General features: G+C 64.2%; 28 protein-coding genes. 13 read left to right on the forward strand and 15 right to left on the reverse strand.

What is annotated here, in order from left to right:
* Positions 1-101: 101 nt before the first annotated feature.
* Positions 102-575 (reverse strand): transcription elongation factor GreA, encoded by a 474-nt coding sequence (greA, locus tag ALII_RS0119370; protein ID WP_024588872.1) that lies wholly within the window; start codon positions 573-575, stop codon positions 102-104.
* A gap of 173 nt (positions 576-748) precedes the next feature.
* A complete protein-coding gene (locus ALII_RS0119375) occupies positions 749-1,099 on the reverse strand; it encodes a DMT family protein (protein ID WP_024588873.1) in 351 nt (116 codons plus the stop codon).
* 122 nt (positions 1,100-1,221) lie between these two features.
* On the opposite strand from ALII_RS0119375, the gene ALII_RS0119380 reads away from it, so the two are divergent.
* From ALII_RS0119380 to ALII_RS0119395, 4 genes are all read left to right on the forward strand, one after another.
* Complete coding sequence (locus tag ALII_RS0119380; protein WP_024588874.1) at positions 1,222-1,647, forward strand: DUF3775 domain-containing protein; 426 nt, start codon at positions 1,222-1,224, stop codon at positions 1,645-1,647.
* Between the two features lie 68 nt (positions 1,648-1,715).
* Entirely contained in the window at positions 1,716-2,612 is an 897-nt protein-coding gene (locus tag ALII_RS0119385; protein ID WP_024588875.1) for an extensin family protein, read from the forward strand.
* Between the two features lie 90 nt (positions 2,613-2,702).
* Complete coding sequence (locus ALII_RS0119390; protein ID WP_024588876.1) at positions 2,703-3,530, forward strand: extensin family protein; 828 nt, start codon at positions 2,703-2,705, stop codon at positions 3,528-3,530.
* Between the two features lie 48 nt (positions 3,531-3,578).
* Positions 3,579-4,871, forward strand: coding sequence for a hemolysin family protein (locus ALII_RS0119395; RefSeq protein WP_024588877.1), 1,293 nt, complete (start codon positions 3,579-3,581; stop codon positions 4,869-4,871).
* On the opposite strand, the gene ALII_RS0119400 is transcribed toward ALII_RS0119395, so the two are convergent.
* The gene (locus ALII_RS0119400; RefSeq protein ID WP_024588878.1) at positions 4,868-5,464 is read right to left on the reverse strand and encodes an NAD(P)H-dependent oxidoreductase; all 597 of its coding nucleotides are present in this window, start codon (positions 5,462-5,464) and stop codon (positions 4,868-4,870) included. The genes ALII_RS0119395 and ALII_RS0119400 overlap by 4 nt on opposite strands.
* An 89-nt stretch (positions 5,465-5,553) precedes the next feature.
* Between ALII_RS0119400 and ALII_RS0119405 the strand changes: the two genes are divergently transcribed.
* On the forward strand, positions 5,554-5,946 hold the full coding sequence (locus ALII_RS0119405; RefSeq protein WP_024588879.1) for a helix-turn-helix domain-containing protein: 393 nt from the start codon (positions 5,554-5,556) through the stop codon (positions 5,944-5,946).
* 31 nt (positions 5,947-5,977) lie between these two features.
* Here ALII_RS0119405 and ALII_RS0119410 read toward each other — a convergent pair whose 3' ends face one another.
* Positions 5,978-6,367 (reverse strand): acyl-CoA thioesterase, encoded by a 390-nt coding sequence (locus tag ALII_RS0119410; protein ID WP_024588880.1) that lies wholly within the window; start codon positions 6,365-6,367, stop codon positions 5,978-5,980.
* 133 nt (positions 6,368-6,500) lie between these two features.
* Here ALII_RS0119410 and ALII_RS0119415 point away from each other — a divergent pair, with 133 nt between their 5' ends.
* The 3 genes from ALII_RS0119415 to ALII_RS22560 all read left to right on the forward strand — a co-directional run bounded on the left by ALII_RS0119415 (position 6,501) and on the right by ALII_RS22560 (position 10,039).
* Positions 6,501-8,129 carry a GMC family oxidoreductase N-terminal domain-containing protein gene (locus ALII_RS0119415; RefSeq protein ID WP_029660738.1) on the forward strand — a complete coding sequence of 543 codons (1,629 nt, stop codon included), beginning with the start codon at positions 6,501-6,503 and terminating at the stop codon, positions 8,127-8,129.
* Between the two features lie 187 nt (positions 8,130-8,316).
* Entirely contained in the window at positions 8,317-9,534 is a 1,218-nt protein-coding gene (locus tag ALII_RS0119420; RefSeq protein ID WP_024588882.1) for a mandelate racemase/muconate lactonizing enzyme family protein, read from the forward strand.
* A gap of 292 nt (positions 9,535-9,826) precedes the next feature.
* Positions 9,827-10,039: a hypothetical protein gene (locus tag ALII_RS22560; RefSeq protein WP_152529695.1), complete on the forward strand. Its 213-nt coding sequence runs from the start codon at positions 9,827-9,829 to the stop codon at positions 10,037-10,039.
* On the opposite strand, the gene ALII_RS0119430 is transcribed toward ALII_RS22560, so the two are convergent.
* The 3 genes from ALII_RS0119430 to ALII_RS0119440 form a co-directional block, all read right to left on the reverse strand.
* Complete coding sequence (locus ALII_RS0119430) at positions 10,036-10,611, reverse strand: transglycosylase SLT domain-containing protein (RefSeq protein ID WP_024588883.1); 576 nt, start codon at positions 10,609-10,611, stop codon at positions 10,036-10,038. The genes ALII_RS22560 and ALII_RS0119430 overlap by 4 nt on opposite strands.
* Positions 10,612-10,678: 67 nt before the next feature.
* The gene (locus ALII_RS0119435) at positions 10,679-11,299 is read right to left on the reverse strand and encodes an NAD(P)H-dependent oxidoreductase (protein ID WP_024588884.1); all 621 of its coding nucleotides are present in this window, start codon (positions 11,297-11,299) and stop codon (positions 10,679-10,681) included.
* Between the two features lie 47 nt (positions 11,300-11,346).
* Positions 11,347-11,574: a hypothetical protein gene (locus tag ALII_RS0119440; RefSeq protein ID WP_024588885.1), complete on the reverse strand. Its 228-nt coding sequence runs from the start codon at positions 11,572-11,574 to the stop codon at positions 11,347-11,349.
* Between the two features lie 159 nt (positions 11,575-11,733).
* Between ALII_RS0119440 and ALII_RS0119445 the strand changes: the two genes are divergently transcribed.
* Entirely contained in the window at positions 11,734-12,525 is a 792-nt protein-coding gene (locus ALII_RS0119445; RefSeq protein ID WP_024588886.1) for a DUF1206 domain-containing protein, read from the forward strand.
* On the opposite strand, the gene ALII_RS0119450 is transcribed toward ALII_RS0119445, so the two are convergent.
* Entirely contained in the window at positions 12,526-13,437 is a 912-nt protein-coding gene (locus ALII_RS0119450; RefSeq protein WP_024588887.1) for a DMT family transporter, read from the reverse strand.
* Positions 13,434-13,865 (reverse strand): hypothetical protein, encoded by a 432-nt coding sequence (locus tag ALII_RS0119455; RefSeq protein ID WP_024588888.1) that lies wholly within the window; start codon positions 13,863-13,865, stop codon positions 13,434-13,436. The genes ALII_RS0119450 and ALII_RS0119455 overlap by 4 nt, the downstream gene beginning before the upstream one ends.
* 793 nt (positions 13,866-14,658) lie before the next feature.
* Here ALII_RS0119455 and ALII_RS0119465 point away from each other — a divergent pair.
* The 3 genes from ALII_RS0119465 (at position 14,659) to ALII_RS0119475 (ending at position 18,249) form a co-directional block, all read left to right on the forward strand.
* The gene (locus ALII_RS0119465) at positions 14,659-16,434 is read left to right on the forward strand and encodes a retron Ec67 family RNA-directed DNA polymerase/endonuclease (protein ID WP_024588889.1); all 1,776 of its coding nucleotides are present in this window, start codon (positions 14,659-14,661) and stop codon (positions 16,432-16,434) included.
* Between the two features lie 336 nt (positions 16,435-16,770).
* The gene (gene queF / locus ALII_RS0119470) at positions 16,771-17,238 is read left to right on the forward strand and encodes a preQ(1) synthase (RefSeq protein ID WP_024588890.1); all 468 of its coding nucleotides are present in this window, start codon (positions 16,771-16,773) and stop codon (positions 17,236-17,238) included.
* Positions 17,239-17,283: 45 nt separating this feature from the next.
* Positions 17,284-18,249, forward strand: a complete 966-nt coding sequence (locus tag ALII_RS0119475) for a threonine/serine dehydratase (protein WP_029660740.1) — start codon at positions 17,284-17,286, stop codon at positions 18,247-18,249.
* Here the strand turns inward: ALII_RS0119475 and ALII_RS0119480 are convergent, their stop codons facing one another.
* From ALII_RS0119480 to ALII_RS0119505, 6 genes are all read right to left on the reverse strand, one after another.
* Positions 18,250-19,245, reverse strand: a complete 996-nt coding sequence (locus ALII_RS0119480; protein ID WP_024588891.1) for a GGDEF domain-containing protein — start codon at positions 19,243-19,245, stop codon at positions 18,250-18,252.
* Positions 19,246-19,309: 64 nt separating this feature from the next.
* Complete coding sequence (locus ALII_RS0119485; protein ID WP_024588892.1) at positions 19,310-19,714, reverse strand: VOC family protein; 405 nt, start codon at positions 19,712-19,714, stop codon at positions 19,310-19,312.
* 54 nt (positions 19,715-19,768) lie between these two features.
* The gene (locus ALII_RS23205) at positions 19,769-20,026 is read right to left on the reverse strand and encodes a hypothetical protein (RefSeq protein WP_081719055.1); all 258 of its coding nucleotides are present in this window, start codon (positions 20,024-20,026) and stop codon (positions 19,769-19,771) included.
* Entirely contained in the window at positions 20,023-20,229 is a 207-nt protein-coding gene (locus ALII_RS0119495; RefSeq protein WP_348265989.1) for a hypothetical protein, read from the reverse strand. The genes ALII_RS23205 and ALII_RS0119495 overlap by 4 nt, the downstream gene beginning before the upstream one ends.
* A 66-nt stretch (positions 20,230-20,295) precedes the next feature.
* Positions 20,296-23,145 (reverse strand): excinuclease ABC subunit UvrB, encoded by a 2,850-nt coding sequence (gene uvrB / locus ALII_RS0119500; protein ID WP_024588894.1) that lies wholly within the window; start codon positions 23,143-23,145, stop codon positions 20,296-20,298.
* Positions 23,146-23,262: 117 nt separating this feature from the next.
* Complete coding sequence (locus ALII_RS0119505) at positions 23,263-24,060, reverse strand: DUF2189 domain-containing protein (RefSeq protein ID WP_024588895.1); 798 nt, start codon at positions 24,058-24,060, stop codon at positions 23,263-23,265.
* A gap of 179 nt (positions 24,061-24,239) precedes the next feature.
* Between ALII_RS0119505 and ALII_RS0119510 the strand changes: the two genes are divergently transcribed.
* Positions 24,240-24,455: a DUF2945 domain-containing protein gene (locus tag ALII_RS0119510; RefSeq protein WP_024588896.1), complete on the forward strand. Its 216-nt coding sequence runs from the start codon at positions 24,240-24,242 to the stop codon at positions 24,453-24,455.
* Positions 24,456-24,509: the final 54 nt, after the last annotated feature.

Raw genomic sequence — 24,509 nt, forward strand, 5'->3', positions numbered from 1 at the left:
ACGCCGACGCCTCCCTCCCCCTTGTGGGGAGGGATAAAGGGTGGGGGTCACTTCAAAAAGAATCGACCCAAAACCCCCACCGCCATTTCAGATCTCGGCACTCAAGCCCAGCGCAGCTTCACGATCTCATACCCACGCGCCCCGCCTGGCGCATTGACCTCGATCTCATCACCCACGCCCTTGCCGATCAGCGCGCGGGCGATCGGCGAGGAGATGGAGATGCGGCCGGCCTTCACGTCGGCTTCCTGGTCGCCGACGATCTGGTAGGTCTTTTCTTCCTCGGTGTCCTCGTCGACGAGGACGACGGTCGCGCCGAACTTGATCGTGTCGCCCGACAGCTTCGACACGTCGATCACTTCGGCGCGCGCGGTCAGGTCTTCGAGTTCGTTGATGCGGCCTTCATTGAGGCTCTGCGCTTCCTTGGCGGAATGATACTCGGCATTTTCCGAGAGGTCGCCATGGGCGCGCGCTTCGGAGATCGCCTCGATGATGCGCGGCCGCTCTTCCTGCTGGCGCCAGCGCAACTCTTCCTTCAGCGATTCGAAACCGGGGCCGGTCATCGGGACCTTGTTCATTTCAGTCGACCTTTCGTCGTAATTCCTGTCGTTTCGTTTTCTTTTTCGACGGCGGGGATTAACGCAAAAGGACGGCCCGGCAGCCTCGGCTAACGAACCGTCCAAATCCCTGATCCCGACAATATAGCAATCGATTGCCGATTTTCACGCAAATTCTGGCGTCCTGCGCCAGATCACGACCGAAAGATGAGCGCGGCCCCTGCCGCAATCAGGATGAAACCGGCGACATGGTTCAAGGTGATCGCCTCCTTCAGATAGAAGACCGAGAACAACACGAAGACGCAAAGCGTGATCACCTCCTGCATCGTCTTCAACTGGGCCGCCGAATAGGCCTCGTGGCCGATCCGGTTGGCCGGCACCGCCAGCCAGTATTCGAAGAATGCGATGAACCAGGAGATCATCACCACGGCATAGAGCGGCGCGGCCTTGTATTTCAGGTGCCCGTACCACGCGAACGTCATGAAGACGTTCGAGGCGACGAGCAGCAGGATCGGCAGGACCTTGGCGGAAAGGATGAACGACATCGGGGCGGGAACCGGTTGCAGGAGCGCCTGCTTTCCGCCCGAACCGGACGTCTGTCAATTCCCGCCTTGTGGAACCCGTCCGCGATGCTGCTATAGTGCCTGCCATGTCTGGGAGAGCGAATGTGCAGCAGCGCTTGCAGCCTGAATTCGATCTGACGATCGATCCCGAAACGGTGCGCCAGTTCGTTCTCAAGGCGCGCGCCATCTCCGCCGCCCTCAACGACGATTACGACGCCGGCCACGAACACGAGGTCGAACTCGACGACCAGTCGCGCGATCGCCACGCGCATGACGGGCTGGCCGAAGAGGAAGAGCAGAACCTCACCGCATCCGAACTGCGCGCCCTGATCGAGGATCTGAACGTCGACGAGGCGGCGGACCTGTTGGCCATCATGTTCATCGGCCGCGGCGATTTCGACGCGCGCGAATGGGATCAGGCGGTCGCGGAAGCACGCCCGCGCATCAACAAGCGCGTATCCACCTATCTTCTCGGCATGCCGATGCTCGGCGAATGGCTGGAAGAAGGCTTGGAGAAGATCGGCGCCTGAATAAATTGCGACACCAAAATTGAGGGGCCGTGCGGCATCGCTCGCCGCGCCGATGCGTTGTCGTCGCGATGCGCCCTTTTCTGATCCCCGTTTTCTCCGCCCTCATGCTCCTGTCCGCGTCTGCCTTCGCGCAGCAAGGCGGCGAGGTCGATCTGCCCGACGCGGCGCCCGTTCCGCAGGAACTGCCCGAAGACGAGCGCGAGCCCGACGTCCCCCAAACCGAGGATATTGAGAGCGCCGGCGAACCGGCGGACCCACAGGAGAGTGGCGGGGTTGCGGACGAACCGCAGGAACTGCCCGAAACGCAAGCAGCGCCCCTGCCCTCGCCCCGCCCCGATGCGCCGCAGAGACCGGAGCCGGACGCGTCGATCGCCGATGAGACGCCAGTTGACACACCTCGTTCACGCCGATCGACCGCGATGCCGTCCGGTGAAATCGCCTGCCGCGCGCGGCTTCGCGAACTGGGCGTCGCCTTTGCTGAACATCCGCCGCAATCCGAGCCCGAGGGTTGCGAGATCGCCCACCCGCTTACCGTTTCCTCGCTGGGCGGCGGTGTAGCGCTGGAACCGGAAGGCGTCATGAACTGCGCCATCGCCGAGGCCAATGCCCGCTTCGTGCGCGATCAGGCGCAGCAGCAGGCGGCGCGCCATCTGTCCTCGCGCATCGCTGCGGTCAATCAGGTCTCCGCCTATGTCTGCCGTCCCCGACATGGCACCCGCAAACTGTCCGAGCACGCCTTCGGCAATGCGCTCGACTGGGGCGCGGTCGTTCTGGAGGACGAGCGCCGCATCGACGTGCGCGCCTACCGGCGCGGCTCGCCCGAAGCGACGTTCTTCGCCGCCATGCGCAAATCGGCCTGCGGGCCGTTCACCACCGTCCTCGGCCCCGGCAGCGACGCCGACCATGCCGACCATTTCCATTTCGACCTCGCCGAGCGCTCCAACGGCTCGACCTATTGCCGCTGAACCTCGCCCGTTAACGCCGTCCGCCAGATTTCATTTACCCTTTTTGCTTACCTTCGATTCCGACGGGACAGGAAGACGGGTTTCAGTATCATGCGTAAAGCGTTCGGCGCGTATTTGCCGGGCAGGGTCCGCGCCGTCGCGAGCGTATTCGCGATTGCAGCAGGCGCCATTGCCTTTACTTCCTGTTCCGTCATCGACGTCATGTCGCCCGAACCGCGCGCCGATGTCGGCTACACCTCCTCCATCGCATCCGTCACGCCGCGCGCGCCCGTCGCTTCCTCGTCGGGAATGCAGCGCCTCGTTCCGTCCAATCCCATGATGGTCGGCTATCCGCGCCTCAACCAGCCCTCCGCGCCGCAGGGCATGACGATGCCGGCCGCCGAAGCCCAGTGCCGGCAGCAATTGCGCCGCATGGGTGTCACCTATCGCGATCTCGCGCCGATCAACGAGGGCGGCTCCTGCCGCATCGATCATCCGATCCAGGTGTCGAGCCTTGCCGGCAACATCAGGATGCAGCCGGCCGCCACGCTCAACTGCCAGATGGCCCTCGCCTTCGCGACCTGGACCCGCAACGAACTCGCCCCGTCCGCCCGCTGGAAATACCTCTCCGGCGTCAAGACGATCCATCAGGGCTCCAGCTATTCGTGCCGCCGCATCGCCGGCACCAACACCGCCTCCGAGCATTCCAAGGGCAACGCGCTCGACGTCATGCGCATCGAACTCAACAGCGGCCGCGACATCGACGTACGCAAGCCCGGCTGGTTCGCCTTCCGCGAAAAGAGCCTTCTGAAGAACGTGCGCCGCGGCGGCTGCTCCTACTTCACCACGGTCCTCGGCCCCGGCTACAACGCCGCCCACGCCGACCATTTCCATTTCGATTTGAAGGGCCGGCGCAACGGCTACGTCGCCTGCCGCTGATTTTGCCTCTCGCGCCCGAGCGCGCGCTTTGGTAGTGAGCAAGGCATCATGCTCACAATCGAAATCGCGATCGTCGTCGTCCTCATCTGCGTCAACGGCGTTCTGGCCATGTCGGAACTCGCCGTGGTGTCGTCCCGCCCCGCCCGCCTGAGGGCGATGGCGGACGAGAACGTCTCCGGCGCCCGCAGCGCCATCCGCCTCGCTTCCGATCCCGGCCGCTTCCTCTCCACCGTGCAGATCGGCATCACACTCGTCGGCGTCCTGTCGGGCGCCTTTTCCGGCGCCACGCTCGGTCTTCGCCTGTCCTCCTGGCTGCTCGACGCCGGCCTGCCCGCTTCCGCGGCCAACCCGCTCGGCGTCGGCATCGTCGTCGCGCTCATCACCTACGGCTCGCTGATCATCGGCGAACTCGTCCCCAAGCAAATCGCGCTGAAGAACCCCGAGCGCGTGGCCGTCAGGGTCGCGCCGATGATGAAGCTCCTGTCACGCGTCGCGCTGCCGCTGGTCTGGCTGCTCGACGTCTCGGGCAAGACGGTGCTGAAGCTGCTCGGTCAGGATTCCGAGGACAGCCAGAAGGTCACCGACGAGGAGATCAATGCGCTGATGGCCGAGGCCGAAAGCTCCGGCGTCATCGAGACCGACGAGCGAAAGATGATAGCCGGCGTCATGCGCCTCGCCGACCGCTCGGTGCGCTCGATCATGACCCAGCGCCTCGACGTCGACTGGCTCGATGTCGACGCCCCGGCCGAAATCGTACGCCGCAAGCTCATCGAAACGCAGCACTCGCACCTGCCCGTCGCCGAAAACGGCATCGACGGCATGCTCGGCATCGTGCGCTCGCGCGATGTGCTCTCGCATCTTCTGTCGGGTCAGGAGATCGACCTGCGCGCAATCGTCAGGCAGGTGCCCATCGTCCACGACTACACCGACGCGCTGGACGTCCTCGCCACATTGCGCACGGCGGACATCCCGATGGCGCTGGTCCACGACGAATACGGAAATTTTGAAGGCCTCGTCACGCCGACCGACATTCTCGAGGCGATCGCCGGCGTCTTCCGCATCGATTCCTCGGAGGAAGAACCGGCATCGGTCGCCCGCGACGACGGGTCGTTCCTGCTGTCGGGCTGGATGCCGGCGGACGACATGGCCGAGGCGCTGGGCCTGAAACTGCCCAACCGTCGTCCCTACGAGACGGTGGCGGGCTTCGTGCTCTCCCATCTCAACCACCTGCCGGAAACCGGCGAAAAGGTCGAAGCGCTCGGCTGGCGCTTCGAGGTGGTCGACATGGACGGGCGGCGCATCGACAAGGTCCTCGCCGCCCGGGTCGTGTCGGAGGTTTAGGCGGCCTTCGCTTCCTTCTCGTCTGCGGCCCGCGCCGCCTTCAACGCGTTTGCCAGCCAGGCGAGCTGGTCGAGCATGCCGTTGGCGCCGTCATTGAGGTAGCCGAACTCGGCGAGGTCCTTGCCGTCGCGGGCTTCCATCATCACCGACCACATGATGTGAACGGCGGTCTTGACCGGCGCGAGCTGCAGTTCGATCGCGATCAGGCGAAGCTGCTCGACCGCACGCGCGCCGCCGACGCCGCCATAGCCGACGAAGGCCGCAGGCTTGTTGACCCAGCCGGCAGCGGCATAATCGAGCGCGTTCTTGAGGACGCCCGTCGGCGCATGGTTGTATTCGGCCGCGGTGAAGATGAAACCGTCATATTCGGCGATCTTGTCCTGCCACTTGCGCGCCACTTCGTTCTTCGACGGCGCCCATGCGGGCGAGACTTCCTCGTCGAAAAGCGGCATCGGATAGTCGCGCAGGTCGACGACTTCGAAGGAAAGGTCGCTGCGCTTGTCGCCCAGCGCCTTGATCCACGCGGCGGGCTTGTCGCCAAAACGGCCCGGCCGGGTCGATCCGATGACGATTGCAATCTTTGGCTTGGCCATGAGAAACTCCTGTTGTCGGAAACTTGGTATCTTTTCGATACCGACACTACATAAGTGACCGACATACCGCTTCACAAGGAGGCACTTCATTGACACTCAGTCACCTGCACGAGACCGACACGTGCCGCGCCGTCAGCGGTATCCTGTCGCGCGTCGGCGACAAGTGGACGGTGCTCGTGATCGAAACGCTGGGCGACGGCCCGCACCGCTTCTCCGAATTGCGCCGCATGCTGGGCTCGATTTCGCAGAAGATGCTGACGACCACCCTGCGCGGGCTGGAGCGCGACGGCTTCGTCACGCGCACCATCTATCCGACCATTCCGCCGCGCGTGGATTATGAGTTGACACCGCTCGGCCGCGACCTCCTGGTGCCCGTCCGCGCGCTCGGCGAATGGGCGCGCGACAATCGCGGCAAGGTGGAGGCGGCCCGCTCGGCCTTCGACGCGGCGAACCCGGAAATGGCCCGCATTTCAGCAGCTTGAGCCGGTCCCCGGAATCAGCCTGCGAAGGACTTCACTCAGCCGGAACGGCCTTCGGCTTGCCGTCGTTGTCGAGCGCGACCATGACGAAATCGGCATGCGTCACGCGCTCCATGAGGTCCGAAAGATAGCGCTGCGCCCAGGCTTCGACGCGCAACGTCATCGACGAGCGGCCGACCTTGGTGATGTCGATATAGATGCACAGCGTATCGCCCACCTTCATCGGCTTGGCGAAAGACATTTCCTTCACCGCCGCCGTGACGACGCGGCCCTTGGCCCGCTCGGCGGCGCGGATGCCGCAGGCCAGATCCATCTGCGCCATCACCCAGCCGCCGAAGATGTCGCCGGCGGCGTTCGCATCGGCGGGCATGGCGAGCGTTCGCAGCGTCAGTTCGCCCACCGGATTGACGTCGCTGCGATTCATGGCCTGTCCCCTCATATGTGATGTCGTATTCCCGTAACGCCCGGTCGGAAAATCCACAAGCCATGCCGGAAGCCGTTGCGACCTCACCTCCCGCTCCGGCTAAGCTCCGGCTTCCATTCGGCGAGGCCTCGACATTCCTTCCTCCGCGCAAAGCTTCGATTTCGTCATCATCGGCTCCGGCTCGGCCGGATCGGTCGTCGCCGAGCGCCTGTCCGCCTCGGGCCGTCACTCGGTGCTGGTGCTGGAAGCCGGCGGGTCGGACCGCCGCTTCTTCGTCCAGATGCCGCTCGGCTACGGCAAGACCTTCTTCGACCCGCGCGTCAACTGGAACTACCGCGCCGAACCCGATCCAGGCCTTGGCGGCAATGCCGACCACTGGCCGCGCGGCAAGATTCTCGGCGGATCGAGCTCTATCAACGCCATGGTCTGGATCAGGGGCCACAGCTCCGATTTCGACGAATGGCGCGACGCCGGCAATCCCGGCTGGGGCTATGAGGACGTGCTCCCGAGCTTCCGCAAGATCGAGGACAACGAAGCCGGCGAAGACGCCTTCCGCGGCCGCGGTGGCCCCATCCACGTCACAGACCTGACGCGCCACGTCCATCCGCTGACCAACCGCTACATCGCCGCCGGCATCGAACTCGGCCTTCCCGCCAATCCGGACTTCAACGGTGAAAGTCAGGAAGGGATAGGCATCTACCAGATCACCACCCGCGACGGCCGCCGCATGTCCGCCGCCCGCGCCTTCCTGCGCCCCGCGATGAATCGCTCGAACCTCCGCGTCGAGACTCACGCACTCGCAACCCGCATCCTCTTCGAAGGCAACCGCGCCATCGGCGTCGAATATCTGAAGAACGGCCGCAGGATCGAAGCGCGCGCCGGACGCGAAGTGATCGTCGCCGGCGGCTCCGTCAATTCACCGCAACTGCTCCAGCTATCCGGCATAGGCCCCGCCGATCACCTCCGCGCACTCGGCATCGAAATCCGCCGCGACACCCCCCATGTCGGCCGCAATCTTCAGGACCATCAGGGCATCAACTACACCTTCAAGGCGCGCGAAAAGACCCTCAACCAGTTGCTTCGCCCATGGTGGGGCAAGCTCCTCGCCGGCTCGCGTTATCTGCTCACCCGCGACGGCCCGCTGTCGATGTCCATGAACCAGGGCGGCGGCTTCTTCCGCACGCGCCCGGACCTCGACCGTCCGAACATGCAGCTCTATTTCCAGGCCTTCTCCACCGTCCTGCCGCGTCCCGGCGAGCGGCCGATCCTCTCGCCCGATCCGTGGCCGGGCTTCTCCATCGGCCTATCAAACTGCCGTCCGACCAGCCGCGGCGAGATCATGATCCGCTCCGCCGATCCGGCCGAACACCCGAAGATCGTCGCCAACGCGTTCTCGACCGACCACGACGTCGAGGAAATGCTCGCCGCGGTGAAATTCCTCCGCCGCCTCGCCAACACCGACGCCATGCGCGGCCTGATAGCCGAGGAAGTTCTCCCCGGTCCCTCCATCCAGGGCGACGAAGCCCTAATAGACGACTTCCGCCGCCGCTCCGGAACGGTCTATCATCCCGTCTCCACCTGCCGCATGGGCCCCGACCCCACCACCTCCGTCGTCTCCCCCCGCCTCAAGGTCCACGGCATCGAAGCCTTGCGCGTCATCGACGCCTCGATCTTCCCGAGCGTCGTCGGCGGCAACACGAATGCGGCGGCGATCATGACGGGGTGGAAGGGGGCGGAGATGGTGCTGGAGGATTTGGGTTGATGTCGAGGCTTACCCCCACTCCGTCCCTTCGGGCCACCTCTCCCCCTCAAAAGGGGAGAGGAACCCAAGCTGGATTAAGCGCAGCCGCTGCGGCAGTGTTTCCTCTCCCCCGGGCAGGGGGAGAGGTGGCCCAAAGGGCCGGAGTGGGGGTGCTTCACCCGCGCCGAGACCGAGCAAAGGACCAACCATGAAAATCACCGACGTCAAAACCTGGGTCGTAGGCAACCCGCCCCCCCACATCGGCGGCCGCTACTTCATCTTCGTCCGCCTCACCACGAACAGCGGCGTCAAGGGATATGGCGAGGCCTACAACGCCACCTTCGGCCCCCACCTCACCGCGAAGATGATCGAGGACGTCGCCGAGCGCTACCTCGTCGGCACCGACCCGCACGACATCGAGAATTTCTTCCGCCGCGCCTATTCCTCCGGCTTCTCGCAGCGCCCCGACATCTCGATGATGGGCTGCGTCTCGGCGCTCGAGATGGCGTGCTGGGACATCGTCGGCAAGGAAGCGAACAAGCCCGTTTACAAGCTCCTCGGCGGGCAGGTTCACGAGCGCCTGCGCTCCTACACCTACCTTTATCCGCAGACCGGCAGCGTCTACCCGAGCGAAGCCGACAACGCCGACCGCAACGTCTACAACGATCCCGACCTCGCCGCCGAATGCGCGCTGCAGTATGTCGAACAGGGCTTCAATGCCGTGAAGCTCGACCCCGCCGGCCCCTACACCGCCTTCGACGGCCACCAGCCGCGCCTGATCGACATCGACCTGTCGGCGCGCATGGTCAAGGCGATCCGCGAGGCGGTCGGCACCCGCGCCGACATCCTGTTCGGCACGCATGGCCAGTTCACCGCCTCGGGCGCCCGGCGCATGGCGAGGGCGATCGAGCCCTACGACCCGCTCTGGTTCGAGGAGCCAGTCCCGCCGGACATGCCGGAAGTCATGGCCGAGGTCGCACGCTCCACCTCGATCCCGATCGCCACCGGCGAACGGCTGACGACCAAATGGGAGTTCGCACGCGTCATCGAGCACCGCGCCGCCTCCATCCTCCAGCCCGACCTCGGCCGCTCCGGCGGCATTCTGGAGACCAAGAAGATCGCCGCCATGGCCGAGGCGTACCACATCCAGATCGCCCCGCATTGCTATTGCGGCCCGATCGTCGGCGCCGCCAACATCCAGCTTGCCGCGACCCTGCCCAATTTTCTGATCCTGGAATCGATCCGGACATGGGACGGCTTCCATGCTGAACTCCTGACCAGAAAGATCGACTGGCAGGACGGCTGGGTCATCCCGTCAAAGGAACCTGGGCTTGGCGTCGAGCTCGACGAGGCCGTCGCGGAGGCGAACCCATGGAAGGGAGAGGCTCTGCATCTCGCAATGGAGCCTCAGCCGCTTTTCCCATAAAGCCTATGAAATCAGTCGTTTGGCAGTATTTCGCAATTCGGTAGGTAGAGCCGCTGCCGCGGCCTGAGCGCTACAGAAAAACGTGATTCGCTAAATTAGAGCCGCCGTGCAAATTTCCCCAAGGTCAAGGGACAATGGCCGTCGCTCGCGCAATCATTTCATTGTCGCAGCAAGAGTGATCGCAGGCGCCTCTTTCCTTTCGAATGCCCGCACTACCATCATTCATGGCCAGCGTCAGATCTGGCCCAGTCGGAATGCGGGGCCGCATTTCGACGAGATACGGGAGGCCACGATGACTGTAAGTGCTTTGCGGGCCCGTTCCGGGCATATGGACACGCAGGACGACAACCGGTTGCGCGACGCGATCGATGCGGTGTTCGAGGAACTGGGACTGTCCGAAAAAGAGACCCCGCGCCGTGCGGCGGTCGAGGAGCGGATGCGCGACGCCTATCGCCGCGGACCCCGCCACAATCTCAACCTGGTCGATGCCGGCCTGAGGGCCTAGCAACCTCGTAGCTGGCCGGCATAGCTGTTCGCCATGTTCGTGGCGCGCTGCGCCGCCCGCTGCACGCCGGCATTGCCGCGCCATGAGCCGCGGGCATAGCCCGCATGTCCCGAGTAATACGCTAGGTACAGATTGTACGCGTCCGTCTTGGCGATGCCGTTCGTGCGGCTGCTGGTGTCGTGATACCAGCCCACGAAATGGATCGCGTCGCCGAAATTGGTACGCCGCGCCGCAAACCGCCCCGTCTCGCGCTGGTAGCGCTCCCACGTCCCGTCCAGCGCCTGCGAATAGCCATATGCGGTCGACTGCCGCTTCCAGGGGATGACGCCGAAGAGCTTGGTTCTGGGCGGCCGCGCCCGTGGCTCGAAATTCGATTCCGTATAGATCGTCGCCATCAGGATCGGCACCGGCACGCCATATTCCCGCTCGACCCGCTGCGCATCGCGCCGCCAGTTTTCGAAAAAGCCGCTTCGCTGCGCGAAGATCGAGCATGAATTGGTGGTGTTGCTGGGAGCCGAGGCGCAGGCCGACAGGCCAAGCGCCACGAGAACGGCGACAAACACGATACGCATCGCAAATCCTCTCGTCTTGAGAAGATTGCTAAACAGTAAACCTTAACAGACGGTTTTGATTCAGCTTTTAACCGACGCCTGGATATGTCTCGGCTTTCAAGAGCCGCGCCAGATAGGCCGCGTTGGACGCCGCCATGTCCAGCGTCTGCTTCACCTTCTTCGGCACCTCGTCGAGGTCCTTGTAGTCGACCGATCCCATCGCCTCGCCCACCCAGTAGCACCCCGCATTGGCCGGCACCGTGAAGCCGACATCGTTCAGCGCCTGGAAGCACGCCGCATGGCAGTGATGCGCGCCGTCCTCGTTGCCGACGATGGCGACCAGCGCCACCTTGCCTGCCGCCGGCATCCGGCCCTTGTCGTCCGCCTCGCCCAGAAACGCGTCAAGCCGCTCCAGCACCCGCTTGGCGACGGAGGAGGGCTGGCCCATCCAGATCGGCGTGCCGAGGATGAAGATGTCCGCCGTGACGATCTTCTCGCGCAGCCCCGGCCAGTCGTCCCCCTCGCCCATGTCGCTTTCGACGCCGGGCTTGATGTCATGGTCGAGCACCCTGACGATCTCGCCAGTGACGCCATGCGGCGCGAATGCGTCGAGGAGGTCGGACAGCATCTTGTCGGTCGACGAGCTTTCGTCGGCGCTCGACGGCTTCAGGGAGCAGTTCAATGCGAAGGCGGTGAGTGCGGCTGGCATGGCGTTCCCTTTCGTGACGGCTCTTGCCGGCCGAACGCCGCGAAACGTCAGAAGTTTCCCTGCCGCTTCCCGATCATGTCCATGCAGCGCCGCATCGAGAAATTCTCCGCCTTGTGGGCGTTGGCGAGCAGCAGCGTGAGCCGCGCATAGCCGGCGCATCGCGCGGCGGCTTCGCTGGCGCGGGCATCGCTCATGGGCGGCATGATCAATGCGGCGGCGATGAGAGCCGCCATCGCCGACAGGGCAAGGGCCGACAGGGTGGACCGGAATTTCATAGGGATGATTCGTCCATGCTTTCGAACAGTCTAGGCCCGGACAACGATCCGCTCCATGCCAGGTTCGATCACATCCTCGACGACGCATGTCATGGTTAATCGGGGAACCGGACGCTTCATCACGCATTGCTGATCCACACCAACCGGGGGACCCGCAGAATGCACCAGGCAAAGGCATGGTTTCGGCCATTCGCAAGGATCGGCTATGCCGCGCGCGGGCTGATCTACACGGTGATCGGCTTCTTCGCCGCAACCGCCGCGATCGGGTCGGGCGAGACGATGGGCTCGCGCGATGCGCTCGATCGGCTGCTCGAGAGCGGTTTCGGCATCGCGGTTGCCTACATACTGGTTCTCGGCCTTGCCTGCTATGCGCTCTGGCGCACGATCCAGTCCGTCTTCGATACCGACGACCACGGCACCGACGCCAAGGGACTTGCGGTCCGCGGTGGACTGATAGCCTCCGCTATCGCCTATTCCACGCTGGCATTCTACACCGCGTCGCGGATCAGGGGGACAAGTTCGGACAGTGAATCGGGTGGCGGCATCGCCGACGCCATCGCCGGCTTCGTCGGCACCGGGATCGTCTCCGCCGTCATCGCCGCATGCCTTGCGGGTGCTGCCGTCGCGCATGTCATCAAGGCGGTGCGCGAGAAGTATGCCGACCACATCGAGGCGGATGCGGCGAAGATGAAGGTGATCCACCCGATCGCCAAGACGGGGCTGGTCGCCCGCGGCGCGGTCTTCGCCATCCTCGCCTTCCTCGTTGCGCTTCAGGCGTGGCGCGGCGGCGGAACGGGCGAGGATGTCAGCTCGAAGGACGCGCTCGACTTCGTCCAGTCGCTGCCCGCCGGAAGCCTTCTGCTCGCCGCGATGGGCATCGGCCTCCTCGCCTTCGCCGCCTATTCCTTCACGCAGGCGCTCTATCGCCGCATCAATGTCGAGGACGCGTAGCTAGGCTTCCGAAGGTCTGGGTTGGGCGAGGCTCCGCTCGCGAAAGAGGATGTAGAGCCCGGCGGCCATGGTGATGGCGATGCCGATGGCGGCAAGGCCGTTGGGCAAATCGGCGAAGACCAGCCAGCCGATGAAGGTGGCGAAGGGAATTTCGAGATATTGCACCGGCGCAACGGTGGCGGATGGCGCAAAGCGCAGCGACCACGTCATCAACAGATGCCCGCAGGTGCCGAGAACGCCGATGGCGATGAGCAGCCAGGTCTCGGTCGCGTTCGGCGTGACGATGCCGAAGAACGAATCCGTCCGCCCCCATGTCAGCGCGAGGATCAGCACCAGCACCGGCGTGCCGATGAAGCCGGAGATGGTCTGCAGCGCCAGCGGGTCGCATTCCTTGGCGATCTGCCGCGAGACCAGCATGTAGAAGGCGAAGGTGAAGGCGACGACGATCGGCAAAAAGGCCGGCCAGCCGACCTCGGCGAAGCTCGGCTGCACGACGAGCAGCGTGCCGATGAAACCGACCGCGCAGGCGGCGATGCGGCGCGGGCCGACCTCTTCGCCCAGGATGGTGGCGCCGAGCACCAGCATGATGAACGGCATGACGAAGGCAATGGCGACGGCGTCGGCCAAGGGCAGATAGCGCAGCGAGGTGAACATCGCGCCGATGCCGACGATGTGGAGCGCGGTGCGCAGGAAGGTCATGCGCAGCACATAGGGGCTCATGCGCAGCGAAATGCCGGTGGCAAAGATGATCGGCAGCAGGATGACGGCCTGGATGGCGAAGCGCACGGCCAGAAGCTGCACCAGCGGGATCGTGTCGCCGAGGATCTTCGCCGTCGCATCGCCGAGCGGCGCGATGGCGCAAAAGCCGATCATCAGGAGGATGCCGAGCATCGGCCGGTCGTGGTGGGTCATGCCTTCCGCTTAGCTGCCCGCCTTCCCCGCGACAATGGCGCAGCGTTCGTTTCGGCACCGGACCAGCGGGCAAGCGCCGCCGCCTCGCGCGTGGCGCGGGCGCATTGCGCGCGCCACGCGATCAGGATGCCGAGCACCATGGCCTGAAAGTCGCGCTCGGTTTCCGCGCTGAACTGCGCCCCGCAGGCCGCGCCCGCCTCGATGTCGCTCGCGCGGCAGGAGTTCGCACGCCGGCAAGTGGCGCGCGGGCAAAAATGCGGCAGCCCGGCCATGCCGGATTTGAGCCGGAACGCGGTGAGGATTTCGGCCTCGGGATAAGGCGGCGCGGCGACGAGCGCGCCGATCCCCTCGCGCAGCACGCCGACATGACGCGCGATGCGCACCTCGCGCGGCTCCCAGCTATTCGGGTCGTAAGGCTCGTCGTGCATGTGATGTCTCCTCTGCTGGACTCTGGGCGTGCGAAAGCGGCCGCGCCCTTTAGCCGGGAGCGGGATGGGTCGGGAAACGGGCGGCCGTCCGGTTCGCCAGTTTGTTTTTGGTATTGCGACCCGAACGGCCGTCCATCGGTGGCTGTCACGCTCTCGGCCGGTCACAGACGATCCTTTTGGGACGCCCGCGGCTTTTCCCGCATGGCTCGGGTTGCGCTTGTCGCGCGCCTCACCACGCCGGCCTGTTCCGTGCCTTCACGAGCCTTCGGCGAACCACGCCTCCGGGGGAAGTCACCGCCGCCCTCCCAAAACCCGGTTCCGGCTCCGGTTCCCGCAAGGGCGATGGAGGGATGATACGAGAGGTGGCGGGGGTGGGGATAAGTTTTTTGCGGTTCGCCTGGATGATCGAGAATGTCCACATTGCGATGGTTTTCTGCCTGTCGGCGTTTGGATAGCGATTTTAGAACGCGGACATCCGTCTGATCTCGGATTTTTAGGGCCTTAAGCGGAGCGTCGATTTCAAGCCAAGTTATGAACCGAATCGCAAAATAAGCAGGACGATTTGGCCCAACTTTAGCGTTAGCCTGTTGATAACGGGCCTCTGCCCTTGCGTGACAGAACGGCGGTTTGTTCAATCAGCATTGGCTTGCGGATAGATTTTTCTGTGGGGGTTCTCCACAGGTGAAAGCAAGACGGCGTTAGTGCTTCCCGAAGTATCACGACGAGGAGCAGCATATACCTGAATGACGATGACACGCGAATTCGCGTAGGAGTATCCGCAAGCCGCCTTGCCATGACAGCCGTCGTATCCCTGAGATTGGAGCTTTTCAAAAAGGCCAAGAACTTGACCGATGTGGCCAAGATTTTGGACTTGATGCCGGCGCACATCTCCTACGCCATCTATAAGCTCGACAAGCCCGGCTTCGAACCGAAATACGAGGAATTCACGGTCCCGAAGAAGGCAGGCGGTTTCCGGACCATCAAGGCACCGCACCACGCGCTGAAGGCAGTGCAGAAGCGACTCGCCAAAGATCTGTTGGAAGTCGAGCAGGCATTGGAAACGGCCCGGGTCAAGAAAGCCGACTGCATCTTGGCGCACGGTTTCAAGAAAAAGCTCTCCATCATGACGAACGGAGAGAACCACCGAAAGCGACGCTACGTCTTCAACGTCGACCTGAAGGACTTCTTCCCGACGCTGAATTTCGGCCGGGTCCGCGGCTTCTTCATGAAGCACAAGGATTTTCAGTTGAACAAGGATGTTGCAACCATCCTCGCGCAGATTGCCTGCCATGATAACCAACTGCCACAGGGAAGCCCCTGTTCCCCGGTTATCTCAAACCTCATCGCAAGTGTTCTCGACATCCGGCTGAATGAGTTAGCGCAACGGTACAACTGCACCTATACCCGCTACGCCGACGACATCACGTTCTCGACCAGCGAGAAGCTATTCCCATCTGCCATCGGACGGCCCGAACCGGGAAGCATCAATCTATGGGAAGCTGGGCCAAAGCTGGCGAAAGCTATCCGACGGGCGGGATTCGAATTGAACCCGGTTAAGACCCGCATGCTGCTGGACTGGTCCCGGCAGGAAGTGACCGGGGTCGTCGTCAACCAGAAAGTCAACATCCCTGCCGACTACTACGCCATGGTGGCAGCTATGTGCCATCACCTGTTCATGGATGGGGCGTGTTTCACAATGGTTGGCAGTATCAAGAAACCGTTTCCCCTGACCAAATTGAGGGGGCGGCTCGCCTATATATATCAGGTTCGCGGGAGAGGTCCGAAAACAAAAACGCCGGCTGATGATACGGAGGACAAGCCGAAGCTTGGCAAGCCGTGGGCCAGCACCAATCTCTTCCAGAAGTTCCTCGACTACGCCGATCTCTACGGCGTCGAAAAGCCCGTGCTGCTCTGTGAGGGCGTGACGGATAACATCTATATCAAGGCTGCTATACAAAGATTGGCACCAGACTACCCGGCGCTGACGACGGCAGCGGGCGAATTGAACGTCAAGCTGTTCAAGTATACCAGGTCTTCAGCCGCACTTCAGCAACTGAGCGGCGGCGGTGGCGGACTCGGCGTTCTGGCGTACGCCTACCCTCAGCGCGTCAAAAAGTTTAAAAGCGGTGGCAACCACCCTCTCATTTTAATCGGCGATAGCGATGAGGGATCAGAAAAGCTGTTCGGTGCCGTCAAGGCCAAAACGGGCAAGAAGGTCGACGGCTCCGAACCCTGGTACTATCTCGGCCAAAATATGTACGTTGTGCCCGTTCCCAAGGTAGGTGGCATCGACACGCCGATTGAACGGCTGTTCGAGCCGAGTCTGCTTGCCACCCCATATGAGGATAAGACATTCAACAACACCAACGCCAGTAAAGACCCGACAAAATATTACGATAAAAAGGTATTCGCTACGCAAGTAGTTGCCAAGGACAAGGCAAACGTAGATTTCGATGGGTTTAAGCCTCTCTTGGATGCGATAGTTGGTGTCATCAATGACCACAAAACCAAGGTGGCGCCTATTCCGGCCACTGCTCCTGCCGTCACGACCGCCTTCGCAGCTCCGTAAAACAACCGCATTCACTTACCCCACAGACTAAATGGGATAGCTTGTCCACGTGTTACTGGCGTAGGACACCCGCACCCGATTGCTCGGCAAGCGGCCGTTTTGAGGATCGGCTATCGATTGGTTGAAATACAGAAATTGGGGGCCGCTAAGCACCGCCCAGTTCATCTTGTGAATGACTGCTTACAGATGGGTGCAGCCAGCGCAACAACCAACTCTGCGTCGAAAGCCATCATTATGCCCCGCCACCCCGCCTTTACCTCGCCGCCCTTCCCTGCTATCCGCGCGCCTTTCGCAATTCCGGTCGCAGCCTACCCGGTCAAAACAAGGACGAAGCGCTTGGCGCATGACACGATCTATTCGAACCTGACGCAGCTCGGCGCGGACGCCGCCATTCCAGCCCGGCCGGAGGATGCCGTGCTGGAGCGCGTGGCGAACCCGCAAGCGGGAACGCGCTACACGGTGCGCTTTACCGCGCCCGAATTCACCTCGCTCTGCCCGATGACCGGCCAGCCGGATTTCGCGCATCTGGTGATCGACTATATTCCCGGCGACTGGCTGGTGGAGAGCAAGTCGCTGAAGCTGTTCCTGTTTTCCTTTCGCAACCACGGCGCCTTCCACGAGGACTGCACGGTGACGATCGGCAAGCGGCTGGTCGAGCTTCTGGAGCCTATATGGCTGCGGATCGGCGGCTACTGGTATCCGCGCGGGGGCATTCCGATCGACGTCTTCTACCAGACCGGCGCGGCGCCGGCCGATGTGTGGGTGCCCGAACAGGGCGTGCCGACCTACAGGGGCCGCGGGTGAGGAAAGGGACTGGCGGCGCGCGTCGCGGCTTGGCATAAGGCGGCCATGACCGATATTTCCCGCATCCGCGCCGCAGCTTCGCGCCTGGAGGGCAAGGCCCGCCGGACGCCGCTCTTGAACTCGCAATTCCTCGACGAGATCGCCGGACGGCGCGTCTTCGTGAAGCCGGAATGCCTGCAGCACACGGGCTCGTTCAAGTTTCGCGGCGGCTGGTCGGCGCTCTCAGCGCTCGATGAGGCGGTGCGCGCGCGCGGCGTTATCGCGTTTTCCTCCGGCAACCACGCGCAGGGCGTGGCGCTGGCCGCACAGATGCACGGCGTGCCGGCCGTGATCATCATGCCGTCCGACGCGCCGAAGATGAAGATCGACAACACCCGCGCCTATGGCGCCGAAGTGGTGCTCTACGACCGCGCCAGCGAGGATCGCGACGCGATCGGCGAGCGGCTGGCGGGCGAGCGCGGGCTGACGCTGATCCGCCCCTTCGACGAGCCGGAGGTGATCGCCGGACAGGGCACGGTGGGGCTGGAGATCGCCGCGCAGGCGGCCGAACTCGGCGTTGCGCCCGGCGAGGTTCTGGTGCCGTGCGGCGGCGGCGGGCTGACTTCGGGCATCGCGCTGGCGCTCGCCGCAGAGGCGCCGGGCTTCACCGTGCGCACCTGCGAGCCGGAAGGGTTCGACGACGCGGCGCGCTCGCTCGCGGCGGGCGAGATCCGGGCCAACCGGCCGGGCGCCAGTTCGATCTGCGACGCGATCGTGACGCCGCAGCCGGGGCGGTTGACCTTTCCGGTCATGAAGGAACTGTGCGGCGCGGGCATCGCGGTGGCCGAATCCGACGTCCGCCGCGCCATGGCGCTCGCCTTCACGCGGCTGAAGATCGTGGTCGAGCCCGGCGGCGCCGTGGCGCTGGCGGCTGCGCTCTTCCATTGCGACATGATTTCGGGCGGCGATGTGGTGGTGGTCGCTTCGGGCGGGAACGTCGATCCCGAGCTGTTCGCCGCGGTGCTCGCCTGATCAGGCGGCTTCGCTGTCGCGGCCGGGCGCCGCTTCGCCCTTGAAGATGCGGAACGTGCCGCGCCCGCCTGATTTGGCGGCGTAGAGCGCGGTGTCGGCACTGACGAAGAGGTCGGCCGGCGCGGCGCCGGCGGCGAGCGCGATGCCGACGGAGGCTCCGAGCGCGTGGCTGCACCCGTCGAGCCGAAACGGCTCGGCCATGGAACTGGTGATCGCGCGGGCAAGCTCGGCGATGGTTTCCAGATTGGCCCCGGCCCCGACGAGCACCGCGAATTCGTCGCCGCCGATGCGTGCGACGAGATCGGCCGCAGCGCAGGTTACCTGGAGCCGCGCCGCGGCCTCGCGCAGGCAGGCATCGCCCGCCATGTGGCCATGGCCGTCATTGACCTGCTTGAAGCCGTCGAGATCGATGAGCAGCAACGCGGCAAGCGCGCCCGCCTCGGCCCGCTCCGTCAGGCGCTCCTGGAACTGCGCGCGGTTGGCAAGGCCGGTCATCTCGTCGAAGGCGGCCAGGTGGCGCAGGCGGTCGACGGCGCGCTTTTCGGCGGTTATGTCCTGCTTCATGCCGAAGATGCGCACCGGCACCCCCTGCTCGCACTCGACCTGCGCGGTGATGCGCATGAATTTCTGCACGCCCTTGGCGGTGACGATCTCGGCGTCGAAGGTGAAGGACGAGCGTTCCGCGATGGCGCGGCTGCGCCGCCGCTCCATCTCGGCGCGGGATTCGGCCGTATAGAGCGCCAGCGTCGCCGCGCGATCCGGCACCGAGCCGCGCGGCAGATCGAAGATGTCGTAGACGACGTCGGTCCAGCGCAGCGAATTGTCGGCCAGCTCGCACTCCCAGACGCCGATCTGCGCGGCCTGCGAGGCGCGGGCGAAGATCTTGCGGAAATGGGCGAGTTCGCGCGCCTGCCCGGCGATGATCGCATCCTGCGCGGCCATGCGAAGGCGCAGCGCTTCCGCTTCGTCGAAATCGCCCGACAGGAATTCGTGCACCGCTCGTCGCCCCCGATATCGCGGGAGAGCCTAGCGCCGGAGGATTAAGGATTTTTCACCGGGTTCACTTAGATGTCCCCTCAGGCGGAGCGTCGTAGCAGACGAAGGCGATCTTGTTGCCGTCGCGGTCGCGCGCATAGGCGCCGTAGAAGCCCTCGCCATAGCGCGGGCGGCGGCCGGGCGCGCCTTCGTCGCTGCCGCCGTTTTCGAGAACGAGTGCGTGAAGGCGGTCGATGGTTTCGGGGCCGTCGACGAGGAAGGCCGTCATCGTGCCGTTGCCGACCGACGCCTCCGCGCCGTCGAAGGGCAGGCAGGCGATGAAGCGTGCGGTCGTCTCGTCCGCATGGCCCCAAGCCAGCGCCTCTTCGTCGGTGAACTGGCGCGCGATCCCCATCACCTCGAACAGCGGATCGTAGAACCGCGCCGCGCGGTCGAGGTCGCGCACGCCGACCATGGTGTAGCCGATCATTCCGTGATCTCCGGATTTTCTCGAGTGTTGACGCCTGACTTCAGCAACAGGCCGTCAAGAAGCCAGCAATCGATCATACTCGCCATGATGGCCGATCCAGAACCAGACGCAATCCTCCGCCTCCCTCACAGCGAGCGCGCGATAGGAAAGCCCTACGCGCACCGACCAGAACCGTCCGACATTCTTGAAATGGAGTGAAGGGTGGCGTGGGTCCGACTTGAGAAGCTCGAAGTTCCGATCCGCGAGCAGGCGAACGTGCTCCGGCAAAGCGGCATGACAACGCCAGAACGAGGGCGTCGCGAAATGGTTCAAAGACGTGTCGACTTGCCAGCGCGATGCTCAGCCAGGGCAAGGTCAGCCAATGCATCCAGCTTTCCGCCGGCCGCATCCTCCGCAATGCGTCGATCAAAAGCCTCGGCATCATGGGCCGCGAACCAGGCGCGAAATTGCTCCAGTTCTTCCACCGAAAGACTGGCAATCTCGCGTTCGATTCGTTCGAGCTTCGTCATGATCATCCTGACGCATCTTCGCTAATCGGGTGGCATCCTACACGATTTCTCGTTCGACGCACGACCGGCCGATCATCGCCCCGGCCGTCCCGTCTTGCCCGGGCGGCGCTTCTGCTTGCGCTGGTCGGCGGGGTCTTCGTAGGAGCCGATGCCGGCGCGTTCACGCTTGACGGGCTTGGGGTCGTCGGCGGGCTTGACCGGGATGCGGCCCTCGACGGGCTTTTCGGTGCGGCGCACGGTCATCTCGTCGAGCGAGTTCTTGCGGAACAGGGTCGAGCCGGCCGGCTGGGCGTGGTCGCCGGATGTCCCCATCTCGTCGAGGTCGGGTTTGCGGAAGAGGCTCTGGCCGTCCTCGCCGACGGTGCGATGGCGCGCCTTGCCCTTGTTGTGCTTGCCCTTCTCGCGGCCCGAGACTGGGCTTTCCATCTCGACGTCGCGCGCGAGCGGATCGTCGGAGATGGCGAGTTCCATTTCGCGCAGGCGCTTGATCTCGTCGCGCAGCCGTGCGGCACGCTCGAAGTCGAGATCGGCGGCCGCGTCGCGCATCTCCTTTTGCAGATGTTCCAGATGCGCCTTCATGTTGGCGCCGACCAACTGGCCGTCCTTGGTGACGGACGAGATGTCGGGGCGGACATGGTCGCGCTCGTAGACCGAGGACAGGATGTCGCCGATGTTCTTCTTCACACTCTCCGGCGTAATGCCGTGCTCGGCATTGTACTCGAGCTGCTTTTCGCGGCGGCGGTTGGTTTCCGCCATGGCGCGCTCCATCGAGCCGGTGATTCGGTCGGCATAGAGCACGACCTTGCCGTCGACGTTTCGCGCCGCACGGCCGATCGTCTGGATCAGCGAGGTCTCGGAGCGCAGGAAGCCTTCCTTGTCGGCATCGAGAATGGCGACGAAGCCGCATTCGGGAATGTCGAGTCCCTCGCGCAGGAGGTTGATGCCGACCAGCACGTCGAACGCGCCGAGGCGCAGATCGCGGAGAATTTCAATACGTTCAAGGGTATCGATGTCGGAGTGCATGTAGCGCACGCGGATGCCCTGCTCGTGCAGATACTCGGTCAGATCCTCCGCCATGCGCTTGGTGAGCACGGTGCAGAGCGTACGATACCCCTTGGCGGTCGTGTCGCGGATTTCGCCGAGCACGTCGTCGACCTGGCTCTTGGCCGGGCGCACCTCGACTGGCGGGTCGATGAGGCCGGTGGGGCGAATGACCTGTTCGGCGAAGACGCCGCCGGACTGGTCCATCTCCCAGCCGCCGGGCGTGGCCGAAACCGCGACGGTGAGCGGGCGCATCGCATCCCACTCCTCGAAGCGCAGCGGCCGGTTGTCCATGCAGGACGGCAGGCGGAAACCGTATTCGGCCAGCGTCGCCTTGCGCCGAAAGTCGCCGCGATACATCGCGCCGATCTGCGGCACGGTGACATGGCTCTCGTCGATGAAGACGAGCGCATTGTCGGGAATGTATTCGAACAGGGTCGGCGGCGGATCGCCGGGACGACGGCCGGTCAGATAGCGCGAATAATTCTCGATGCCGGCGCAGGAGCCCGTCGCCTCCAGCATTTCGAGGTCGAATCGCGTCCGCTGTTCGAGCCGCTGGGCCTCGAGCAGGCGTCCGGCCTGCTCCAGTTCGACGAGCCGATGCTTCAGCTCCTCCCGGATCGAACGGATCGCCTGGTTGAGCGTCGGGCGCGGGGTGACGTAGTGCGAATTGGCGTAGATCTTGACCGATTTCAGGTCGCCGGTCTTCTGGCCGGTCAGCGGATCGAACTCGACGATGGTCTCGATCTCGTCGCCGAACATCGAGATGCGCCAGGCCCGGTCTTCAAGGTGGGCCGGGAAGATTTCGATCGTGTCGCCGCGCACACGAAACGAGCCGCGCACGAAATTGATGTCCTGCCGCTTGTATTGCTGCGCGACGAGATCGGCGAGCAACTGGCGCTGGTCGAGCCGGTCGCCGACGCTCATCTGGAACGTCATCGCCGTATAGGTCTCGACCGAGCCGATACCGTAAATGCACGACACGGAGGCGACGATGATGACGTCGTCGCGCTCGAGCAGCGAACGCGTGGCCGAGTGGCGCATCCGGTCGATCTGCTCGTTGATCGACGATTCCTTCTCGATGAAGGTGTCGGTGCGCGGAACGTAGGCCTCGGGCTGGTAGTAATCGTAATAGGAGACGAAATACTCGACGGCGTTGTTCGGGAAAAACGACTTGAACTCGCCATAGAGCTGCGCGGCAAGCGTCTTGTTCGGCGCGAGGATGAGCGCGGGGCGCTGCGTCTCCTCGATCACCTTGGCCATGGTGAAGGTCTTGCCCGAGCCGGTGACGCCGAGCAGGACCTGCGTGCGGTCATGCTCCTGGACGCCGGAGACGAGGTCGCGGATGGCGGTCGGTTGGTCGCCCGACGGCTTGAACTCGGTCTCCATCGAAATGGAGATTCCGCCTTCCGACTTGTCGGGCCGCGCCGGCCGGTGCGGGACCCACAATTCGCCATTCTTGTGCAGCGGGTTGCCGCTTTCGATCAGCGCGGACAGGGCCGCCACGGTGGCCGTGACGCCGGACGAGGACAGCGAGGCCGCGTCCTCCAGGCTGACGTCCATGCCGGCGACGGGATTGAGCCCGGCGGCCGCCCGCTCCTTGGGCGATGCCGCGCCACCCATCGACGTGCCACGGCCCGAACGCGTCGGTGCGGAGGAACGTGCCGCGGGTTGCTTGGCGATTTTCGCCTTTGTCGGACCCGCAGCGGACGGCTTGGCCGCCTCATCCGAAAGCTGCCGCGCCCAGTCGGCGACGCCGCCTTTCAGAGGCTCACCCTCGAATTCGGCCTGCGGCGCTTCGCCGAAGCCGTGCAACGGCTCCGACGCGTCCATGAAATCGGTGATCGGGCTGCGCCGCGCGGTCTTGGGGGATTTGGCCATGGCCGGAATATGGAGAGAGTCCACGCCGAAGAAAAGGGTTACGCCGGCTCCGACGCATCGTCCTGACAGGAGGCTGTCAGGAGTCCGTGGCTACCGCCCGTGCCTTCCCCTTTGCCGTCAGCCCATGCCGACCACACTGCGATAGAGATGCCAGGTCGCGTGGCCGAGGATCGGCAGGATGACGATCAGCCCGACGAGGAAGGTCGCCATGCCGATGGCGAGGCCGGCCGCGACGATCATGCCCCAGACGAGGATCGGCAGCGGGTTCTTCGCGAAGGCGCGCACCGAGGTTTCCATTGCCGAATAGGCGCCGACGTCGCGGTCGAGCATCATCGGGAAGGCAACGACCGTGGTCGCCAGGACGACGAGCGCGAAGGCGAGGCCGACGAGATTTCCGGCGACGATCAGCGTCCAGCCCGCCTCAGTGCCGACGATCTCCTGCCAGAAGGCGGTAAGCGAGGCCGGCGCGGCGGTGCCGATCAGCACGACATAGAGTTCACGGGCGACCAGAAGCCAGGCGAGGAACATGGCGAACAGGAAGAACCCGACCGCGGCGATCGACGGCAGGGCCGGCGAATGGCGCAGCTCCAGGACGTCGCGCCAGTGCGTGTCGAGCCCCTGCTCCTTGCGCCGGCTGATCTCGTAGATGCCGAGCGCGGCGAACGGGCCGATGAGCGCGAAGCCGGAGATGATGGGGAAGACCAGCGGCAGCGCGTTCGCCCCGGCGGCCCATGTCAGGACCAAAAAGCCGATGATCGGATAGATCATCAGAAGGAAGAAATAATGCGACGGCCGGTCCCGGAAATCCGCGATGCCGGCGCCGAGGCAGCCGAAGACCTCGCCGATATCGATCCGCCGGATGCGCGGCCGCACGATGCCGCCCTGCGCGCCTGCAACGACATGAAAGTTTGCCATGCTTCGTTCCTCCGCAAGTGAGTGCGGGAGAAGGAGCCGGCGGCCGGGCCTCGTTCAAGCTGGACCGGCCATACCGACCCCAGCTCTCGAATGCCCCATCATACACGATCGACGGCGCCTGCGCATTTGGAACCGCATCGCCGCCGACGTCATTTCACGCCGAACGAAGGAGCGATGGGATGAAGTATCGCAAGGGCACGAAAGTCGAGTGGAAGTGGGGCAGCGGCACGGCGACCGGCAAGGTGGCCGAAAGCTTCACCGCGGAGGTCGAGCGCACGATCAAGGGCGAGAAGATCAAGCGCAAGGCGACGAAGGAAGAGCCGGCCTATTTGGTGGAACAGGAGGATGGCGGCCGGGCACTGAAGAGCCATTCGGAGTTGACGAAGATGGGATAGGAGTCTCTCTGAAGTGACCCCCACCCTTTATCCCTCCCCACAAGGGGGAGGGAG

Origin of the sequence: Aliihoeflea sp. 2WW (genome assembly GCF_000497755.1) — a bacterium.
Lineage (GTDB): Bacteria > Pseudomonadota > Alphaproteobacteria > Rhizobiales > Rhizobiaceae > Aliihoeflea.

What these genes read in the sequence shown, in the direction of transcription:
- ALII_RS0119410 (WP_024588880.1), bottom strand. Translation starts at nt 6,367, where the DNA reads ATGAATCGCAGCGACGTCAATCCGGTGGGCGAACTGACGCTGCGAACG.
- ALII_RS0119450 (WP_024588887.1), bottom strand. Translation starts at nt 13,437, where the DNA reads ATGACCCACCACGACCGGCCGATGCTCGGCATCCTCCTGATGATCGGC.
- ALII_RS0119485 (WP_024588892.1), bottom strand. Translation starts at nt 19,714, where the DNA reads ATGATCGGCTACACCATGGTCGGCGTGCGCGACCTCGACCGCGCGGCG.
- ALII_RS0119385 (WP_024588875.1), top strand. Translation starts at nt 1,716, where the DNA reads ATGCGCCCTTTTCTGATCCCCGTTTTCTCCGCCCTCATGCTCCTGTCC.
- ALII_RS0119505 (WP_024588895.1), bottom strand. Translation starts at nt 24,060, where the DNA reads ATGGCAAACTTTCATGTCGTTGCAGGCGCGCAGGGCGGCATCGTGCGG.
- ALII_RS0119475 (WP_029660740.1), top strand. Translation starts at nt 17,284, where the DNA reads ATGACCGATATTTCCCGCATCCGCGCCGCAGCTTCGCGCCTGGAGGGC.
- ALII_RS22560 (WP_152529695.1), top strand. Translation starts at nt 9,827, where the DNA reads ATGACTGTAAGTGCTTTGCGGGCCCGTTCCGGGCATATGGACACGCAG.
- ALII_RS0119510 (WP_024588896.1), top strand. Translation starts at nt 24,240, where the DNA reads ATGAAGTATCGCAAGGGCACGAAAGTCGAGTGGAAGTGGGGCAGCGGC.
- ALII_RS0119420 (WP_024588882.1), top strand. Translation starts at nt 8,317, where the DNA reads ATGAAAATCACCGACGTCAAAACCTGGGTCGTAGGCAACCCGCCCCCC.
- ALII_RS0119455 (WP_024588888.1), bottom strand. Translation starts at nt 13,865, where the DNA reads ATGCACGACGAGCCTTACGACCCGAATAGCTGGGAGCCGCGCGAGGTG.
- greA (WP_024588872.1), bottom strand. Translation starts at nt 575, where the DNA reads ATGAACAAGGTCCCGATGACCGGCCCCGGTTTCGAATCGCTGAAGGAA.
- ALII_RS0119375 (WP_024588873.1), bottom strand. Translation starts at nt 1,099, where the DNA reads ATGTCGTTCATCCTTTCCGCCAAGGTCCTGCCGATCCTGCTGCTCGTC.
- ALII_RS0119400 (WP_024588878.1), bottom strand. Translation starts at nt 5,464, where the DNA reads ATGGCCAAGCCAAAGATTGCAATCGTCATCGGATCGACCCGGCCGGGC.
- ALII_RS0119390 (WP_024588876.1), top strand. Translation starts at nt 2,703, where the DNA reads ATGCGTAAAGCGTTCGGCGCGTATTTGCCGGGCAGGGTCCGCGCCGTC.
- ALII_RS0119395 (WP_024588877.1), top strand. Translation starts at nt 3,579, where the DNA reads ATGCTCACAATCGAAATCGCGATCGTCGTCGTCCTCATCTGCGTCAAC.
- ALII_RS0119440 (WP_024588885.1), bottom strand. Translation starts at nt 11,574, where the DNA reads ATGAAATTCCGGTCCACCCTGTCGGCCCTTGCCCTGTCGGCGATGGCG.
- ALII_RS0119445 (WP_024588886.1), top strand. Translation starts at nt 11,734, where the DNA reads ATGCACCAGGCAAAGGCATGGTTTCGGCCATTCGCAAGGATCGGCTAT.
- ALII_RS0119430 (WP_024588883.1), bottom strand. Translation starts at nt 10,611, where the DNA reads ATGCGTATCGTGTTTGTCGCCGTTCTCGTGGCGCTTGGCCTGTCGGCC.
- uvrB (WP_024588894.1), bottom strand. Translation starts at nt 23,145, where the DNA reads ATGGCCAAATCCCCCAAGACCGCGCGGCGCAGCCCGATCACCGATTTC.
- ALII_RS0119435 (WP_024588884.1), bottom strand. Translation starts at nt 11,299, where the DNA reads ATGCCAGCCGCACTCACCGCCTTCGCATTGAACTGCTCCCTGAAGCCG.
- ALII_RS0119495 (WP_348265989.1), bottom strand. Translation starts at nt 20,229, where the DNA reads ATGATCATGACGAAGCTCGAACGAATCGAACGCGAGATTGCCAGTCTT.
- ALII_RS0119465 (WP_024588889.1), top strand. Translation starts at nt 14,659, where the DNA reads ATGACAGCCGTCGTATCCCTGAGATTGGAGCTTTTCAAAAAGGCCAAG.